This is a genomic window from Paraburkholderia lacunae (genome assembly GCF_003353175.1).
GTDB classification, from domain to species: domain Bacteria; phylum Pseudomonadota; class Gammaproteobacteria; order Burkholderiales; family Burkholderiaceae; genus Paraburkholderia; species Paraburkholderia lacunae.
The window spans coordinates 1-18,235 of sequence record NZ_QHKS01000060.1 but is presented as its reverse complement, the minus strand read 5'-3'; the positions used below and the strand labels follow the sequence as shown (position 1 = coordinate 18,235).

The following is an 18,235-nucleotide window of genomic DNA, read 5'->3' as shown; positions in this document are numbered from 1 at the left end:
GTCGTATGCCTTCGCTTCGCCGCCAAACTTCTGCGTCAGAACCGTCGTGATCGCTGCCGTCAGCGTGGTCTTGCCGTGGTCAACGTGACCGATCGTGCCGACGTTCACGTGCGGCTTGGTCCGTTCGAATTTACCTTTAGCCATGTTTCTCTTCTTTCAAAAAGTTAATCGTTGAATGACTTGCCGCGCGCTTACTTCGACTTCGCGTTGATGATCGCTTCAGACACGTTGCGCGGTGCCTCGGAGTAGTGCTTGAACTCCATCGTGTACGTTGCACGACCCTGGCTCAGCGAACGCAGCGACGTCGAGTAACCGAACATTTCCGACAGCGGCACTTCGGCGCGAACGATCTTGCCGCCGCCAATCATGTCTTCCATGCCCTGAACAATACCGCGACGGCCCGACAGGTCGCCCATCACGTTGCCCATGTAGTCTTCCGGCGTTTCGACTTCCACAGCCATCATGGGTTCGAGGATGACCGGTTGCGCCTTGCGCATTGCTTCCTTGAACGCCATCGAACCGGCCATGCGGAACGCATTTTCGTTCGAGTCAACGTCGTGGTACGAACCGAACGTCAGGTGAACCTTCACGTCAACGACCGGGAAGCCCGCCAGCACGCCAGCCTTCAGCGTTTCCTGGATACCCTTGTCGACTGCCGGAATGTATTCACGCGGAATCACACCGCCCTTGATCTCGTCCAGGAACTCGTAGCCCTTACCCTGCTCATTCGGCTCGAGCGTGATGACCGCGTGACCGTACTGGCCGCGACCACCCGACTGCTTGACGAACTTGCCGTCGACGTCTTCCGCCTTGCCGCGGATCGTTTCACGATACGCCACTTGCGGCTTGCCGACGGTCGCTTCGACGCCGAATTCACGCTTCATCCGGTCAACCAGAATTTCGAGGTGGAGCTCGCCCATGCCCGAAATAATGGTTTGACCCGATTCTTCGTCGGTTTGAACGCGGAACGACGGATCTTCCTGAGCCAGACGGTTCAGGGCCAGACCCATCTTTTCCTGGTCCGGCTTCGTCTTCGGCTCAACAGCCTGCGAAATCACCGGCTCCGGGAAAACCATGCGCTCGAGCACGATCGGGCTTTGCGGATCGCACAGCGTGTCGCCGGTCGTCGCATCCTTCAGACCAACTGCTGCAGCGATGTCGCCGGCGCGCACTTCCTTGATTTCTTCGCGCTGGTTCGCGTGCATTTGCAGAATACGACCCAGACGTTCCTTCTTGTCCTTGGTCGCGTTCAGCACCGTGTCGCCCGAATTCACAATGCCCGAGTACACACGGAAGAAGATCAACTGGCCGACGAACGGATCCGTCATGATCTTGAATGCCAGTGCCGAGAACTTTTCGTCGTCAGCAGCGCGGCGCTCACCTTGCTCACCGTTTTCCAGCTCGCCGGTAACCGGCGGGATGTCGATCGGCGACGGCAGGAAGTCGAGCACGGCGTCCAGCATACGCTGCACGCCCTTGTTCTTGAACGCGGTACCGCACAGCATCGGCTGGATTTCGCAAGCGATCGTACGGTCGCGCAGACCCTTTACGATCTCAGCTTCCGTCAACTCGCCCTCTTCGAGGTACTTGTTCATCAGGTCTTCGTTCGACTCAGCCGCCGCTTCGACCATCTTCTCGCGCCACTCGTTGCACGAGTCGACCAGTTCAGCCGGGATATCTTCGTACGAGAACTTCGTGCCTTGCGACGCATCGTCCCAAATGATCGCCTTCATCTTCAGCAGATCGACGACGCCCGTGAAGTTTTCTTCCGCGCCGATAGGCACCACGACAGGAACCGGGTTCGCCTTCAGACGCAGCTTGAGCTGGTCGTAGACCTTGAAGAAGTTCGCGCCGGTACGGTCCATCTTGTTGATGAACGCGAGACGGGGAACCTTGTACTTGTTAGCCTGGCGCCACACGGTTTCCGACTGGGGCTGAACGCCGCCCACAGCGCAGTACACCATGCACGCACCGTCGAGCACACGCATCGAGCGCTCAACTTCAATCGTGAAGTCGACGTGGCCCGGGGTGTCGATGATGTTGATGCGGTGCTCAGCGCGGTCGCCGGCCATGCCTTTCCAGAATGCCGTGGTAGCAGCGGACGTGATCGTGATGCCGCGTTCCTGCTCCTGCTCCATCCAGTCCATGGTTGCAGCGCCGTCGTGCACTTCACCAATCTTGTGGTTCACGCCGGTGTAGAACAGGATGCGCTCGGTCGTCGTCGTTTTGCCGGCGTCGATGTGAGCGCTAATACCGATGTTACGGTAGCGCTCGATAGGTGTCTTGCGAGCCACTTTGATCCTCTATTGGGATGACGCGATGCGAGAAAATACCCATCGCGCTGTAACACAAACGGGCGAGGCGCTTTGTAAGCGCACCCGCCCGGAATTTCTTTCCGCTTTTTCTGCTAAACCCGGGTTCGGGAAGCTTAGAAACGGAAGTGCGAGAACGCCTTGTTGGCTTCTGCCATCCGGTGAACTTCATCGCGCTTCTTCATCGCGCCGCCACGGCCTTCGGCCGCTTCGGAGAGTTCACCTGCCAGGCGCAAGGCCATCGACTTTTCGCTGCGCTTCTTCGCGGCTTCACGCAACCAACGCATCGCCAATGCCATACGACGCGACGGACGCACTTCGACCGGAACCTGATAGTTCGCACCACCAACGCGGCGGCTCTTCACTTCCACCACCGGCTTGACGTTGTTGAGCGCCACCGTGAACACTTCCAGCGGGTCCTTGCCACCCTTGGTCTGGATCTGTTCGAAAGCGCCGTACACGATACGCTCGGCAACCGACTTCTTGCCGGAGAGCATCAGCACGTTCATGAATTTAGCTACATCTACGTTACCGAACTTCGGATCCGGCAACACTTCCCGCTTGGGGACTTCGCGACGACGCGGCATGTTTCTTCCTTTAACTTTTCAGTTGGAGCTGCTTATCAGCCCCGCGGCCACCAACTAACCCGATTCATCTCTAACGACTTACCAGCCTGGTCGGGTGACCACTTACTCGACAGCACCGGCGAATCCGGCACCACCGCTAATACCGCCTTTGCAGGCGACCTGAAACTACTGACCGGCTATTACTTGCCAGCCTTGGCACGCTTCGCACCGTACTTCGAGCGAGCCTGCTTACGATCCTTGACGCCCTGGGTATCCAGCGAGCCGCGAACCATGTGGTAACGCACACCCGGCAAGTCCTTGACACGGCCGCCGCGAATCAGCACGACCGAGTGTTCCTGCAGGTTGTGGCCTTCACCACCGATGTACGAAATGACTTCGAAGCCGTTCGTCAGACGAACCTTAGCAACCTTACGGAGTGCCGAGTTCGGCTTCTTCGGCGTCGTGGTGTACACACGGGTGCACACGCCGCGACGCTGGGGGCAGTCCTGCAAGGCCGGGCTCTTGCTCTTCGTCGTTTCCGACGCGCGGCCTTTGCGAACCAGTTGATTGATGGTTGGCATTGTTTATTCCTGAAATTGAACAAAATCGACGCATCTGTTTCCGGGCAAAGCAGAAACGATTGCGCATCGAACTCCGGACCAGATCGCTCGCGTACGAATTGACTCCGCGCGCAGGCATTCCAAGAACCGGAACCTAGCATAATATTCCGAAAATACTAAGGGAGTCAACAGGTTGCGATGCTTCGCACCCCTGCCGACCTTTCAAGGCGCTCAATCGGCGGCGACGACCTCCAGCAATTCGTCGCCGAAACGGTCGAGTTTGCGGGCGCCCATGCCCGGAATACCGCGCAAATCCTCGATGGAATCGGGGCCGCTACGGGCGATTTCCGCCAAGGTGGCGTCGTGGAAGATGACGTAGGCCGGCACGCCGTCGCTTTTCGCCGTTTCGGTGCGCCAGGCGCGCAGGCGCTCCCAGCGGGCACGTTCGCGCGGCCCCATGCCGATCGTCGGATCGGCGCGCTCGCTTGTGCGGCCGGACGATTGCCGCGTACGTGTGGGCTTCACGTACCGGCGCATCGTGACGTTCTGCTCACTCTTCAACACCGCTTTGCTGGCCTCAGTGAGCACTAGCGAGCCAAATCCTTCATGGTCGACGGTTAGATAGCCGAATGCGACGAGCTGGCGAAACACGGCACGCCACTCCGGCTCGCCAAGCGCCGCGCCGATTCCGAACGTGGTGAGCTTTTCGTGCCCGCGCTGCATGATTTTCTCGTTGCGGTTGCCCCGCAGGATGTCGATCAGGTGACCCGCGCCGAAGTGAAAGCCGCTCGCCCGCTGCGCGCGGTACACGCACGACAACGCCATCTGGGCTTCGCGTGTCGCATCCCACGTGGCCGGCGGCTCGAGACAGTTATCGCAGTTGCCGCACGGCTTGCTCGACTCGCCGAAATACGCAAGCAATCGCACCCGCCGGCAGGTCGCCGCCTCGCACAGACCGAGCAACGCATCGAGCTTGCTAGTCTGCACGCGCTTATGCGCGTCATCGGCATCGGATTCATCGATCATCTTGCGCTGCTGCACGACGTCGCCGAGGCCGTACGCCATCCACGCATTGGCCGGCATGCCGTCGCGGCCTGCACGGCCCGTTTCCTGGTAGTACCCTTCGACGCTCTTCGGCAAATCGAGGTGCGCCACAAAGCGCACGTCCGGCTTGTCGATACCCATGCCAAACGCAATCGTGGCGCACATTACAATGCCTTCCTCGCGCTGGAACATCTCCTGATGCCTCTGGCGGATTTCGAACTCCATGCCGGCGTGATACGGAAGCGCGCGCATGCCCTTTTCCTTGAGCCACTCCGCGGTTTCTTCGACCTTGCGGCGCGACAGGCAATACACCACGCCGGCGTCGGTCGTGCCGTCCGGCTTCGAATGCTCGGCGCGAATGAAGTCGAGCAGTTGCGTGCGCGCGTTGTCCTTCTCGACGATGCGATAGCGGATGTTCGGCCGGTCGAAGCTCGAGACAAATACACGAGCGTCATCAAGCGCGAGACGGTGGATGATCTCGTCGCGCGTGATCGCATCTGCGGTGGCCGTGAGCGCGATCCTCGGCACGTTCGGGAAGCGCTCGTGCAGCACCGACAGCTGAATATATTCAGGCCGGAAATCGTGCCCCCATTGCGATACGCAATGCGCTTCGTCGATTGCGAACAAACCGATGCGCGTGCGCTCGAGCAACTCCTGAAAGCGGGGCGTCATCAACCGTTCCGGCGCCACGTAGAGCAGATCAATGTCGCCTTCGCGCAGCGCCCGTTCGGTGGCCATTGCTTCCGCGCTCGATAACGTCGAATTCAGATACGCGGCACGCACGCCCACTTCGGTGAGCGCCGCCACCTGATCCTGCATCAATGCGATCAGCGGCGAAACGACGATGCCCGTGCCGAAGCCTGCTTCACGGCGCACCAGCGATGGAATCTGATAACACAGCGATTTGCCGCCGCCGGTGGGCATCAGCACCAGGCAATCGCCGCCGCCGGCGACGTGCTCGACAATTTCGCCCTGCTGTCCTCTGAACGCGGGGTAACCGAAGACTTCGTTGAGGATTTCGAGCGGACGGGACATGAATTTGAGAGAAGCAGCGTAAGGCCGGTGACACGAATTTTACCAACGCATTCGTGCTGCGCCCGCGCTTTGCAGCAACGTTAGCCGTTCGGCCGACGAATCCGCAAAAGCGCGCTAAAGAGAGGCGCATAAAAAAAGCCGCTCAGTCGAAACTGAGCGGCCTCGCTGGCTGGTGAGCCCAGGCGGCTTGCGCCGCCGGGACCTACTCGCCTGAGTGCTGCTGTTCGGCGGCCGGGGTTTCCGGCGTACCGAATTCGAACGACTCTTCCGCTGCGATCTGATCGAAACGCTCGCGGTCGGACAACTCCTTGCTCTTGCGTGCCTTGTGGAACGCGAGACCGGTACCGGCCGGAATCAGACGGCCGACGATCACGTTTTCCTTCAGGCCACGCAGATCGTCGCGCTTGCCCATGATCGCCGCTTCGGTCAGCACGCGGGTCGTTTCCTGGAACGATGCCGCGGAGATGAACGAATCGGTCGACAGCGACGCCTTCGTGATACCAAGCAAGACGTTTTCGTACGTTGCCGGACGCTTGTCTTCCGCGATCATACGGTCGTTCTCGTCGAGCATATCCGACCGCTCGACCTGTTCGCCCGGGATGAAACGCGTATCGCCGTTGTCCGTAATCTGCACGCGGCGCAGCATCTGACGAACAATCACTTCAATGTGCTTGTCGTTGATCTTCACGCCCTGCAGACGGTACACGTCCTGCACTTCGTCCACGATGTAACGCGACAGCGCTTCGACGCCCTGCAGACGCAGGATGTCGTGCGGATCCGCCGGCCCGTCGACGATCATTTCGCCCTTGTTGACGACCTGACCATCGTGCACCAGAACCTGCTTTTCCTTCGCGATCAGGAACTCGTGCTGGTTGCCCTCGAGGTCCGTGATAACGAGACGCTGCTTGCCCTTCGTGTCCTTACCGAACGACGTCGTACCCGTGACTTCCGCCAGGATACCTGCGTCCTTCGGCGAACGTGCTTCGAACAGTTCCGCCACACGCGGCAGACCGCCGGTAATGTCACGCGTCTTCTGCGATTCAGTCGGGATACGTGCGAGCACTTCACCGACCTGCACTTGCTGACCGTCCTTCACCGTGATCAGAGCGCCGACCTGGAAGCCGATCTGCACCGCGTGCTCGGTGTTCGGGATCTTGACCTCTTCGCCGTTCGCATCGAGCAGCTTCACCTGCGGACGCACCGTCTTCGACGCTTGCGAACCGCGGCGCTTCACGTCGATCACGACCAGCGTCGAGAGGCCCGTCACATCGTCGATCTGCTTCGCAACCGTCACGCCTTCTTCGACGTTTTCGAACTTCACCGTACCACCGTACTCGGTGATGATCGGACGCGTCATCGGATCCCACGTCGCCAGTTGCGTGCCGGCCTTGATCTGCGCGCCGTCGAGTTGCAACAGCGTCGCGCCGTACGGCACCTTGTGACGTTCACGCTCGCGGCCGTGGTCGTCGGTGATCATCGCTTCGCCCGAACGCGAGATGACGATCTGCTCGCCCTTCGCGTTGGTGACGTAACGCATCGTCGCCGTGAAACGCACCGTGCCGTTCGACTTCGCTTCAACCGACGAAGCCACAGCTGCACGCGATGCCGCACCACCGATGTGGAACGTACGCATCGTGAGCTGCGTGCCCGGTTCACCGATCGACTGGGCAGCGATCACGCCGACTGCTTCACCGACGTTGACCGACGAACCGCGGCCCAGGTCGCGGCCGTAGCAGGCTGCGCACAGACCGTAACGCGTTTCGCAAGTGAGCGGCGTACGCACACGCACTTCGTCGATGCCGAGGCGTTCGATTTCTTCGACCGCGTCTTCGTCGAGCAACGTGCCTGCTTCGTACAGCGTTTCCTGCGATTCCGGATTGACGACGTCAGCCACCGCCACGCGACCGAGGATACGGTCACGCAGTGCTTCGACGACTTCACCGCCTTCGACCAACGCCTTCATGGCGACGCCGTTGGACGTACCGCAATCGTCCTCGACCACCACCAGATCCTGCGTCACGTCGACGAGACGCCGCGTCAGGTAACCCGAGTTTGCCGTCTTCAGTGCCGTATCAGCCAGACCCTTACGTGCGCCGTGGGTCGAGATGAAGTATTGCAACACGTTCAGGCCTTCACGGAAGTTCGCCGTAATCGGCGTCTCGATGATCGAGCCGTCCGGCTTCGCCATCAGGCCACGCATACCGGCCAGCTGACGAATCTGAACCGCGGAACCACGAGCACCCGAGTCAGCCATCATGTAGATGGAGTTGAACGATTCCTGACGCGTTTCGTTGCCGTCGCGATCGACCACCGGTTCCGTCGACAGCTGTTCCATCATCGCCTTGCCGACCGCTTCCGACGTTGCCGACCAGATGTCGACCACGTTGTTGTAGCGCTCTTGCGACGTGACGAGACCCGACATGTACTGACGGTCGTATTCCTTCACCTTCTTCGCGGCGTCGCCGACGATGGTTTCCTTCTGCGGCGGCACGAGCATGTCGTCCACGCAGATCGAGATACCCGCGCGCGTTGCCAGACGGAAACCCGACTGCATCAACTGGTCGGCGAAAATCACCGTTTCGCGCAGACCGCACTTGCGGAATGCGGTGTTGATCAGACGCGAGATTTCCTTCTTCTTCAACGGCTTGTTCAGCACCGAGAACGGCAGGCCCGGCGGAAGGATTTCCGACAGGATTGCGCGGCCGACGGTCGTCGCGTACAGCGTGATCTTCGGCACGAACGCCGGCGCACCTTCCGATTTGTCTTCGTTATGGACCATTTCGGTGATCCGCACGTTGACGCGCGAGGCGAGCTCGACTTCCTTGTTCTCGTACGCACGCAGCGCTTCCGACACGCCCGTGAACGACAGGCCTTCGCCCTTCGCATTCACGGCTTCACGCGTCGCGTAGTACAGGCCGAGCACGATATCCTGCGACGGCACGATCGACGGATCGCCGTTGGCCGGGAACAGGACGTTGTTCGACGCCAGCATCAGCGTACGCGCTTCCATCTGCGCTTCGAGCGACAGCGGCACGTGCACAGCCATCTGGTCACCGTCGAAGTCGGCGTTGAAGGCCGCGCAAACGAGCGGGTGCAGCTGGATTGCCTTACCTTCGATCAGCACCGGCTCGAAAGCCTGAATGCCAAGACGGTGCAGCGTAGGCGCACGGTTTAGCATGACCGGATGCTCGCGGATCACCTCTTCGAGGATGTCCCACACCACCGGCGTCTGGTTCTCGACTTCCTTCTTCGCAGCCTTGATGGTGGTAGCGACACCCATCACTTCCAGCTTGTTGAAGATGAACGGCTTGAACAGTTCGAGCGCCATCAGCTTCGGCAGACCGCACTGATGCAGCTTGAGCGTCGGGCCAACCACGATCACCGAACGGCCCGAGTAGTCGACGCGCTTACCGAGCAAGTTCTGACGGAAACGACCGCCCTTACCCTTGATCATGTCAGCAAGCGACTTCAGCGGACGCTTGTTCGCGCCGGTCATCGCCTTACCGCGACGGCCGTTGTCGAGCAGCGAATCGACGGCTTCCTGCAGCATCCGCTTTTCGTTGCGGACGATGATTTCCGGCGCCTTCAGTTCGAGCAGACGCTTCAACCGGTTGTTACGGTTGATCACCCGGCGATAGAGGTCGTTCAGGTCCGACGTCGCGAAACGGCCGCCGTCCAGCGGCACGAGCGGACGCAGTTCCGGCGGCAGCACCGGCAGCACTTCGAGCACCATCCAGTCCGGCTTGATGCCCGAACGCTGGAAAGCCTCGAGCACTTTCAGTCGCTTCGCGTACTTCTTGATCTTCGCTTCCGAACCGGTGTTCTTCAGCTCGGTGCGCAGCAGTTCGACCTGTTCGTCGATGTTGATCGCGCGCAGCAGTTCACGCACGCCTTCCGCGCCCATCTCGGCACGGAATTCGTCACCGTACTCTTCGACCTTGTTGTAGTAATCCTCTTCGGTCATGATCTGCCGCGCTTTCAGCGGCGTCATGCCCGGATCGATCACCACATATGCTTCGAAATACAGCACGCGTTCGATGTCGCGCAGCGTCATGTCGAGCACCATGCCCAGACGCGACGGCAGCGACTTCAGGAACCAGATGTGCGCAACCGGCGAGGCCAGTTCGATGTGGCCCATCCGTTCGCGACGCACCTTGGCGAGCGTCACTTCGACGCCGCACTTCTCGCAGATCACGCCGCGATGCTTCAGGCGCTTGTACTTGCCGCACAGGCATTCGTAGTCTTTGATCGGCCCGAAGATCTTCGCGCAGAACAGACCATCGCGTTCCGGCTTGAACGTCCGGTAGTTGATGGTTTCCGGCTTCTTCACTTCACCGAACGACCACGAGCGGATCTTGTCGGGCGAGGCCAGACCGATCTTGATCGCGTCAAAAACTTCAGGCTGTTGGACTTGCTTGAATAGATCGAGCAGAGCTTTCATTGCTTTCTCTCCGTAGTCCGATTAGTTGCGGTCGAGGTCGATGTCGATACCGAGCGAGCGGATTTCCTTCACGAGCACATTGAAGGATTCCGGCATGCCGGCGTCGATCACGTGATCGCCCTTGACCAGGTTCTCATACACCTTGGTCCGGCCGGTCACGTCGTCCGACTTCACCGTCAGCATTTCTTGCAGCACGTACGATGCGCCGTACGCTTCGAGCGCCCACACTTCCATTTCACCGAAGCGCTGGCCACCAAACTGCGCCTTACCGCCCAACGGCTGCTGCGTCACGAGCGAGTACGGACCCGTGGAACGCGCGTGCATCTTGTCGTCAACCAGGTGGTGCAGCTTCAGGTAGTGCATGTAGCCGACCGTCACCGTACGTTCGAACATCTCACCCGTGCGGCCGTCGTACAGACGCACCTGGTTCTTCGACGGCGTCATGCCGAGCTGCTTCGCGATGTCGTCCGGGAATGCCAGATCCAGTGCGCGCGACATTTCTTCTTCCGTCGCACCGTCGAACACCGGCGTGGCGAACGGTACGCCTTCGCGCAGGTTCTTCGCCAGTTCGACGATTTCGTCGTCCGTGAAGCTGTCCAGCTCTTCAGCGCGGCCCGACTCGTTGTAGATCTTGGTCAGGAATTCGCGCAGTTCAGCGATCTTCGCCTGACGTTGCAGCATTTCGCCGATACGCCAGCCGAGACCCTTCGCGGCCCAACCCAGATGCACTTCGAGAACCTGCCCCACGTTCATCCGCGACGGCACGCCGAGCGGATTGAGCACGACGTCAGCCGGACGGCCATCGGCCATGTACGGCATGTCTTCGATCGGAACGATCTTCGACACCACACCCTTGTTACCGTGACGGCCGGCCATCTTGTCGCCAGGCTGCAGACGGCGCTTGACTGCCAGATACACCTTGACCATCTTCAGCACGCCCGGCGGCAGTTCGTCGCCTTGCGTGAGTTTCTTGCGCTTTTCTTCGAACGCCAGATCGAACTGGTGACGCTTCTGTTCGATCGAGTCCTTGATAGCTTCGAGCTGTGCCGCTGCTTCTTCGTCCGCGAGGCGGATGTCGAACCAGTGGTAGTGGTCGAGATCTTCCAGGTAAGCCTGCTCGATCTTCGTACCCTTCGCGAGCTTCTTCGGACCGCCGTTCGCGACCTTGCCGGTCAGCATACGTGCGAGACGCTGGAACGCGTCACCTTCCACGATACGCAGCTGATCGTTCAGGTCGAGGCGATAACGCTTCAGTTCATCGTCGATGATCTGTTGTGCACGCTTGTCGCGCTGAATGCCTTCACGCGTGAACACCTGAACGTCGATGACCGTGCCGCTCATGCCCGACGGCACGCGCAACGACGTGTCCTTCACGTCCGAAGCCTTTTCACCAAAGATCGCGCGCAGCAGTTTTTCTTCCGGCGTCAGCTGGGTTTCGCCCTTCGGCGTGACCTTGCCGACCAGTACGTCGCCTGCTTCGACTTCCGCGCCGATGTAGACAATGCCTGACTCGTCGAGACGGCCGAGTTGCACTTCGGCCAGGTTCGAGATGTCGCGCGTGATTTCTTCCGGTCCGAGCTTTGTATCGCGAGCAACGACGTTCAGTTCTTCGATGTGGATCGACGTGTAACGGTCGTCGGCAACCACCTTCTCCGAGATCAAAATCGAGTCTTCGAAGTTGTAACCGTTCCACGGCATAAACGCGACCAGCATGTTCTGGCCGAGAGCCAGTTCGCCGAGGTCGGTCGATGCGCCGTCAGCCAGCACGTCGCCACGCGACACGATATCGCCGACCTTCACGATCGGGCGCTGGTTGATGTTCGTGTTCTGGTTCGAACGCGTGTACTTGATCAGGTTGTAGATGTCCACGCCGACGTCGCCAGCAACGGCTTCATCGTCGTTCACGCGGATCACCATACGGCCTGCGTCGACGTAATCGACCACACCGCCGCGGAACGCCTGAACCGTCGTACCCGAGTCGACTGCCACCGTGCGTTCGATACCCGTACCGACCACGGCCTTTTCAGGACGCAGACACGGCACAGCCTGACGCTGCATGTTCGAACCCATCAATGCGCGGTTCGCGTCATCGTGCTCAAGGAACGGAATCAGCGATGCCGCCACCGACACGATCTGCGACGGCGCCACGTCCATGTACTGGATGCGGTCCGGCGTGACCATCAGCGTTTCGCCTGCCTCACGCGACGACACCAGTTCGTCGGTCAGCGAGCCGTCAGCTGCCACAGCCGCGTTCGCCTGAGCGATCACGTAACGGCCTTCTTCGATCGCGGACAGATAGTCGATCTGATCGGTCACTTTGCTGTCCACGACCTTGCGATACGGCGTTTCGAGGAAGCCGTATTCGTTCAGGTGCGCGTACAGAGCGAGCGAGTTGATCAGGCCGATGTTCGGACCTTCCGGCGTTTCAATCGGACACACACGGCCATAGTGGGTCGGGTGCACGTCGCGGACTTCAAAGCCGGCGCGCTCACGCGTCAAACCACCCGGGCCAAGAGCCGACACACGGCGCTTGTGGGTGATTTCCGACAGCGGGTTCGTTTGGTCCATGAACTGCGACAGCTGCGACGAACCGAAGAACTCGCGAATCGCCGACGAAATCGGCTTCGAGTTGATCAGGTCGTGCGGCATCAGGTTTTCGCTTTCGGCCTGGCCGAGGCGTTCCTTCACAGCACGTTCGACACGCACGAGACCGGCGCGGAACTGGTTTTCCGCCAATTCGCCGACGCAACGCACACGGCGATTGCCCAAGTGGTCGATGTCGTCCACTTCGCCCTTGCCGTTACGCAGTTCGACCAGGATCTTGATCGTGGCGAGGATGTCGTCGTCCTGCAGCGTCATCGGTCCGACGATTTCGTCGCGACCCACGCGGCGATTGAACTTCATACGGCCTACCTTGGAAAGGTCGTATGCGTCTTCGCTGTAGAACAGGCGGTTGAACAGCGCCTCGACCGCTTCTTCGGTCGGCGGTTCACCCGGGCGCATCATGCGGTAGATCGCGATGCGCGCGGCCATCTTGTCCGCGGTTTCGTCGATACGCAGCGTCGACGAGATATACGGACCCTGGTCCAGATCGTTCGTGTAGAGCGTCTGGATGTCTTTGATCTTCGATTCGCGGAGCTTCTCGAGGACGGTTTCGGTGATTTCGTCGTTCGCGTTGGCGATGACTTCGCCGGTGTCGCCGTCGACGACGTTCTTCGCCAGCACGCGGCCGAGCAGATAGTCTTCCGGCACCGAGATGAACTTCGTCTTCGCGTTGTCGAGGTCGCGAATGTGCTTGGCGTTGATCCGCTTGTCCTTCTGCACAATCACGTTGCCGTCACGATCGGTAATGTCGAAACGTGCGACTTCACCACGCAGACGCTCCGGCACGAATTCCATCTGCGCGCCTTCCGGCATCAGCGTGAAATTGTCGAACACGAAGAAGTTTGCGAGGATCTGTTCCGGCGTCAGGCCGATTGCCTTCAGCAGGATCGTGACCGGCATCTTGCGGCGGCGGTCGACGCGGAAGTACAGCACGTCCTTCGGATCGAATTCGAAGTCGAGCCACGAACCGCGGTAAGGAATGATACGTGCCGAGAACAGGAGCTTGCCCGAGCTGTGCGTCTTGCCCTTGTCGTGTTCGAAGAACACGCCAGGCGAACGGTGCAGCTGGGAAACGATCACACGTTCCGTGCCGTTGATGACGAACGAACCGGTCGGCGTCATGAGCGGAATTTCGCCCATGTACACTTCCTGTTCCTTCACTTCCTTGACGACCGGCTTGCTCGGCGATTCCTTGTCGAGCAGCACCAGACGCACCTTGGCGCGCAGCGCCGAGCAGTACGTCAAACCGCGCTGCTGACATTCCTTGATGTTGAATGCCGGCGGCGACAGCATGTAGCTGACGAACTCGAGACGAGCGAAGCCGTTGTGCGAGACGATCGGAAAAACAGAGGTAAATGCTGCTTGCAGACCTTCCGGCTTGCGTTGCGTCGACGACGTTTCGGCTTGCAGAAAAGTGCTGAATGATTCAAGCTGGGTAGCCAGCAGGAAAGGTACTTGGTGAACGATGGGGCGCTTCGCAAAACTCTTGCGAATACGCTTCTTCTCGGTGAAGGAATATTGCATACGATCTCCGAATCACGGCGGGCATTGTTGTCGAGGCAGGATACCTTGATGAGACAACCCGAGTGTTCACCGACTGAGACCCGATGGCCGTCCGATGGCTTGAACGAGCCTAGAAGCTTGGTGGTTGGCCGCTACCAACCGCTGGCTGACGGCAGCGGATGCCTGTGTTGCCCGCTACCCGACCAAACTTGCCTTCTGCAGTCGCTTCAGAAGACAAAGAGAAACGCCGGCCAATGTTACCGAAAGGCGATTTTCTTTGGCTTCTGTGGTCACGTTTTTACCGAAACGAGCTGGCACAAACGTGGTTCCCACAAAGCACAAAAAGGCCGGCGGTGGAAAACCGCCAGCCTTCGCACAACGCGCTGAAACTTACTTGATTTCAGCCTTCGCGCCGGCTTCTTCCAGCTTCTTCTTGGCTTCTTCAGCAGCAGCCTTCGGTACCGATTCCTTGACAGGCTTCGGTGCACCGTCGACCAGATCCTTCGCTTCCTTCAGGCCGAGACCCGTCAGTTCGCGAACAGCCTTAATGACCGAAACCTTGTTCGCGCCAACTTCAACCAGGTTGACCGTGAATTCGGTTTGCTCTTCAGCTGCAGCAGCTGCGCCGCCGCCCGCCGGGCCTGCCACTGCAACAGCAGCTGCCGACACGCCAAACTTTTCTTCGAACGCCTTAACCAGCTCGTTCAGTTCCAGAACCGACATCGAGCTTACTGCCTCGAGGATGTCATCTTTTGCGATTGCCATTTGAAATACTCCTAAATTGAATTCGGATACAGTCAGCGATCAATCACGCTCGACTGAAGTGCGTTACGCAGCGGTTTCTTCGCCTTGTTTCTTTTCTGCCAGCGCGGCCAGAGCGCGCGCAAAGCCGGAAACAGGTGCTTGCATAACGTACAACAGCTTGGAGAGCAGTTCTTCGCGACTCGGGATGTTTGCCAGCGCTTGCACGCCAGCCTTGTCCATCACCTTGCCTTCGTAGGAACCAGCCTTGATGATCAACTTGTCATTGCTCTTGCCGAAGTCGTTGACGACCTTAGCAGCGGCAATGGCATCTTCCGAGATGCCGTAGATCAGGGGACCGGTCATCTGCTCTGCCAAAGGAGCAAACGGGGTACCTTCGACAGCGCGACGCGCCAGCGTGTTTTTCAACACGCGAAGGTAAACCTGTTGCTCACGCGCTTTCGCGCGCAGCTTGGTCAGATCGCCAACCGTGATCCCACGATACTCAGCCAGAACCACGGTCTGGGCTTTCGCGACTTGCGCGGCAACCTCAGCGACGACGGCCTGCTTGCTTTCTTTGTTGAGTGGCACGGTTAACCTCCAGATTCGATACACGCAGCGTGCGCCTTGTGTACCGCGTTCAATAACGGCGTCCGACCAGTCAGGAGTATTTCGACCGCCCGACACCCGCATGACTGCGGATATCCAGCGGTTTCATCACTACAAAACCTTTTCGGGTTCGCCATCTGCGTTGGCTTTGCATTAAGGGAGCGCCTACCTGCTGCGTTCCCGCCAACGGTCTTTGACAACCGGTCGCTCGATGCACACTGCCACCTTGCGACCGCCCAAAGCCCTTAAAACCGCCTCGATTCACATCGAGGCGATGAAATTTCTTACTGTGCCGCGATCGATGCCTGGTCGACGCGAACGCCAACACCCATCGTGCTCGACAGCGCAACCTTGCGCAGGTAGACACCCTTGCTCGTTGCCGGCTTCGCCTTTTGCAGCGCGTCGACGAGAGCGTTCAGGTTGCTACGCAGAGCAGTCGGCTCGAACGAAGCGCGGCCGATCGTGGCGTGGATAATACCGGCCTTGTCGACACGGAATTGCACCTGACCAGCCTTGGCATTCTTCACTGCGGTGGCGACGTCCGGCGTAACCGTGCCAACCTTCGGGTTTGGCATCAGGCCGCGCGGACCGAGGATCTGACCGAGCGTACCGACGACGCGCATCGTGTCCGGCGAAGCGATCACGATGTCGAAGTTCAGATTGCCGGCCTTGACCTGTTCAGCCAGATCTTCCATACCGACGACTTCAGCGCCGGCCGCACGAGCTTGCTCAGCTTTTTCGCCTTGGGCGAACACTGCAACGCGGACCGACTTACCGGTACCAGCCGGCAGAACGACCGAGCCACGAACCACTTGGTCCGACTTCTTGGCGTCGATGCCGAGTTGCACTGCGACGTCGATCGATTCGTCGAACTTCGCGCTTGCGCATTCCTTCACGAGCGACAGAGCTTCGTCGATCGAGTACAGCTTTTGACGATCAACCTTGGCTGCAAATGCCTGCAGACGCTTTGAAAGCTTAGCCATTTACACGCCCTCCACGGTGATGCCCATCGAGCGGGCGCTACCAGCGATCGTACGAACCGCTGCGTCCAGATCAGCCGCCGTCAGATCGGGCATCTTGGTCTTGGCGATGTCTTCCGCTTGAGCGCGCGTGATATTGCCGACCTTGTCGGTATGCGGCTTGCTCGAACCCTTGTCGATCTTCGCTGCCTTCTTGATCAGAACCGTAGCCGGCGGCGTCTTCAGAACGAACGTGAAGCTCTTGTCCGCGAAGGCGGTGATCACGACCGGAATCGGCAGACCCGGTTCCATAGCTTGAGTCTGCGCGTTGAACGCCTTGCAGAACTCCATGATGTTCAGGCCGCGCTGGCCCAGTGCCGGACCGACCGGCGGCGACGGGTTGGCTTTACCTGCAGGAATCTGCAGCTTGATAAAGCCAATGATTTTCTTTGCCATGTTGAAAACCTCTTTGGAACGCCACATGGGTGCATGCGGGCGTTCAGTGAGTAGTAGCGCGCGTTCGCCGAAAAACGGACTACTTACGCTCCTCAACGGCCATTACGCGGACCGTAAGCGCGAAATACGGAACGCACCGATTGGTGTGTTCCGTAGAATTCTGGATTACAGCTTTTCGACCTGGCCGAATTCCAGCTCGACCGGCGTTGCGCGGCCGAAAATTGTAACGGAAACACGGACGCGCGACTTTTCGTAGTTCACTTCTTCGACGCTGCCGTTGAAATCCGTGAACGGACCGTCCTTGACCCGCACCATCTCGCCTACTTCGAACAGGGTCTTCGGACGCGGCTTTTCCACGCCTTCCTGCATTTGCGACATGATCTTCTCGACTTCCCGCGGAGAAATCGGGCTCGGACGATTACGCGCACCGCCTACGAAACCTGTCACCTTTGCCGTGTTTTTCACGAGGTGCCACGTTTCGTCTGTCATTTCCATTTCCACAAGGACATAGCCCGGGAAAAAACGACGTTCGGTCACTGATTTGTGACCGCCCTTCACCTCGACCACTTCTTCAGTCGGAACGAGGATTTGACCAAACTGATCTTGCATGCCAGCACGTTCGATGCGCTCCTGAAGCGCGCGTTGCACGCTCTTCTCCATGCCGGAGTAGGCGTGCACGACGTACCAACGTTTGCCGCTCGGGGATGCCGGAGTATCGCTCATATCATTTCCAACCCAGAATCACCGAGAAAATCGCCCATTCGATGGATTTATCGCTAACCCAAAGAAAGATCGCCATGACGAAAACAAAGCCGAACACTACGAGCGTTGTCTGGGTGGCCTCTTTGCGAGTCGGCCAAACAACCTTACGGACTTCCTTGTACGAGTCTTTGGCGAAAGCGATGAAACCCTTGCCGGGCGCAGAGAGCAGACCGACTGCAACACCCGCGACCGCGCCAACAACCAAGGCAGCTCCGCGGACGTACCATTCCTGGCCGCTGAGCCAGAAGAACCCCACGAACCCGGCCAAGACCAACAATACGCCCGCGACGAGCATCAGCTTGTCGCCGGATGTATTTACAGTTTCGACGGAAGGATTCGCCATAACACCTTAACGAAGCGCCGCTTGCGGCGCGAGAATTGGCAGGGGCAGAGGGAATCGAACCCCCAACCTTCGGTTTTGGAGACCGACGCTCTGCCAGTTGAGCTATACCCCTAAACCATTTTGGGGTTGACGACACCGCCAACCCCGAAACTACAGATTAACGAGAACTGTCTGGCGTTACTCGAGAATCTTGGCAACCACACCTGCACCGACCGTACGACCGCCTTCGCGGATTGCGAAGCGCAGACCTTCTTCCATCGCGATCGGGTTGATCAGCTTCACCGTGATCGACACGTTGTC

The 18,235-nt window shown here is 59.3% G+C and carries 14 protein-coding genes and 1 tRNA gene; all 15 read right to left on the bottom strand.

Going from position 1 to position 18,235, the window contains the following annotated elements; translation table 11 throughout:
* The coding region (locus DLM46_RS38140) for a GTP-binding protein (protein ID WP_244306532.1) at positions 1-144 on the bottom strand (144 nt) is incomplete at its 3' end.
* 47 nt (positions 145-191) lie between these two features.
* Positions 192-2,294: an elongation factor G gene (gene fusA / locus DLM46_RS38135; protein ID WP_115110051.1), complete on the bottom strand. Its 2,103-nt coding sequence runs from the start codon at positions 2,292-2,294 to the stop codon at positions 192-194.
* A 134-nt stretch (positions 2,295-2,428) separates the two neighbouring features.
* Complete coding sequence (gene rpsG, locus DLM46_RS38130; protein ID WP_006053291.1) at positions 2,429-2,899, bottom strand: 30S ribosomal protein S7; 471 nt, start codon at positions 2,897-2,899, stop codon at positions 2,429-2,431.
* A 179-nt stretch (positions 2,900-3,078) separates the two neighbouring features.
* Entirely contained in the window at positions 3,079-3,459 is a 381-nt protein-coding gene (rpsL, locus tag DLM46_RS38125) for a 30S ribosomal protein S12 (protein ID WP_006998493.1), read from the bottom strand.
* Between the two features lie 210 nt (positions 3,460-3,669).
* Complete coding sequence (gene recQ, locus DLM46_RS38120; protein ID WP_115110047.1) at positions 3,670-5,517, bottom strand: DNA helicase RecQ; 1,848 nt, start codon at positions 5,515-5,517, stop codon at positions 3,670-3,672.
* A 202-nt stretch (positions 5,518-5,719) separates the two neighbouring features.
* Entirely contained in the window at positions 5,720-9,958 is a 4,239-nt protein-coding gene (gene rpoC / locus DLM46_RS38115) for a DNA-directed RNA polymerase subunit beta' (RefSeq protein ID WP_115110044.1), read from the bottom strand.
* 21 nt (positions 9,959-9,979) lie between these two features.
* Positions 9,980-14,086, bottom strand: a complete 4,107-nt coding sequence (gene rpoB, locus DLM46_RS38110; protein WP_115110040.1) for a DNA-directed RNA polymerase subunit beta — start codon at positions 14,084-14,086, stop codon at positions 9,980-9,982.
* 369 nt (positions 14,087-14,455) lie between these two features.
* Positions 14,456-14,830 carry a 50S ribosomal protein L7/L12 gene (rplL, locus tag DLM46_RS38105; RefSeq protein WP_025584719.1) on the bottom strand — a complete coding sequence of 125 codons (375 nt, stop codon included), beginning with the start codon at positions 14,828-14,830 and terminating at the stop codon, positions 14,456-14,458.
* 63 nt (positions 14,831-14,893) lie between these two features.
* The gene (gene rplJ, locus DLM46_RS38100) at positions 14,894-15,397 is read right to left on the bottom strand and encodes a 50S ribosomal protein L10 (RefSeq protein ID WP_115110037.1); all 504 of its coding nucleotides are present in this window, start codon (positions 15,395-15,397) and stop codon (positions 14,894-14,896) included.
* Positions 15,398-15,699: 302 nt separating this feature from the next.
* Positions 15,700-16,398, bottom strand: a complete 699-nt coding sequence (gene rplA / locus DLM46_RS38095; protein WP_115110033.1) for a 50S ribosomal protein L1 — start codon at positions 16,396-16,398, stop codon at positions 15,700-15,702.
* Positions 16,399-16,830, bottom strand: coding sequence for a 50S ribosomal protein L11 (gene rplK, locus DLM46_RS38090; RefSeq protein WP_115110054.1), 432 nt, complete (start codon positions 16,828-16,830; stop codon positions 16,399-16,401).
* Between the two features lie 165 nt (positions 16,831-16,995).
* Positions 16,996-17,553 (bottom strand): transcription termination/antitermination protein NusG, encoded by a 558-nt coding sequence (nusG, locus tag DLM46_RS38085; RefSeq protein WP_007180147.1) that lies wholly within the window; start codon positions 17,551-17,553, stop codon positions 16,996-16,998.
* A 1-nt stretch (position 17,554) separates the two neighbouring features.
* Complete coding sequence (gene secE, locus DLM46_RS38080; RefSeq protein WP_115110030.1) at positions 17,555-17,935, bottom strand: preprotein translocase subunit SecE; 381 nt, start codon at positions 17,933-17,935, stop codon at positions 17,555-17,557.
* A 36-nt stretch (positions 17,936-17,971) separates the two neighbouring features.
* Positions 17,972-18,047: transfer RNA gene (locus DLM46_RS38075), tRNA-Trp, on the bottom strand.
* A 65-nt stretch (positions 18,048-18,112) separates the two neighbouring features.
* Positions 18,113-18,235 (bottom strand): EF-Tu C-terminal domain-related protein (locus tag DLM46_RS38070; protein WP_459252722.1); only part of this gene is annotated, 123 nt, incomplete at its 5' end.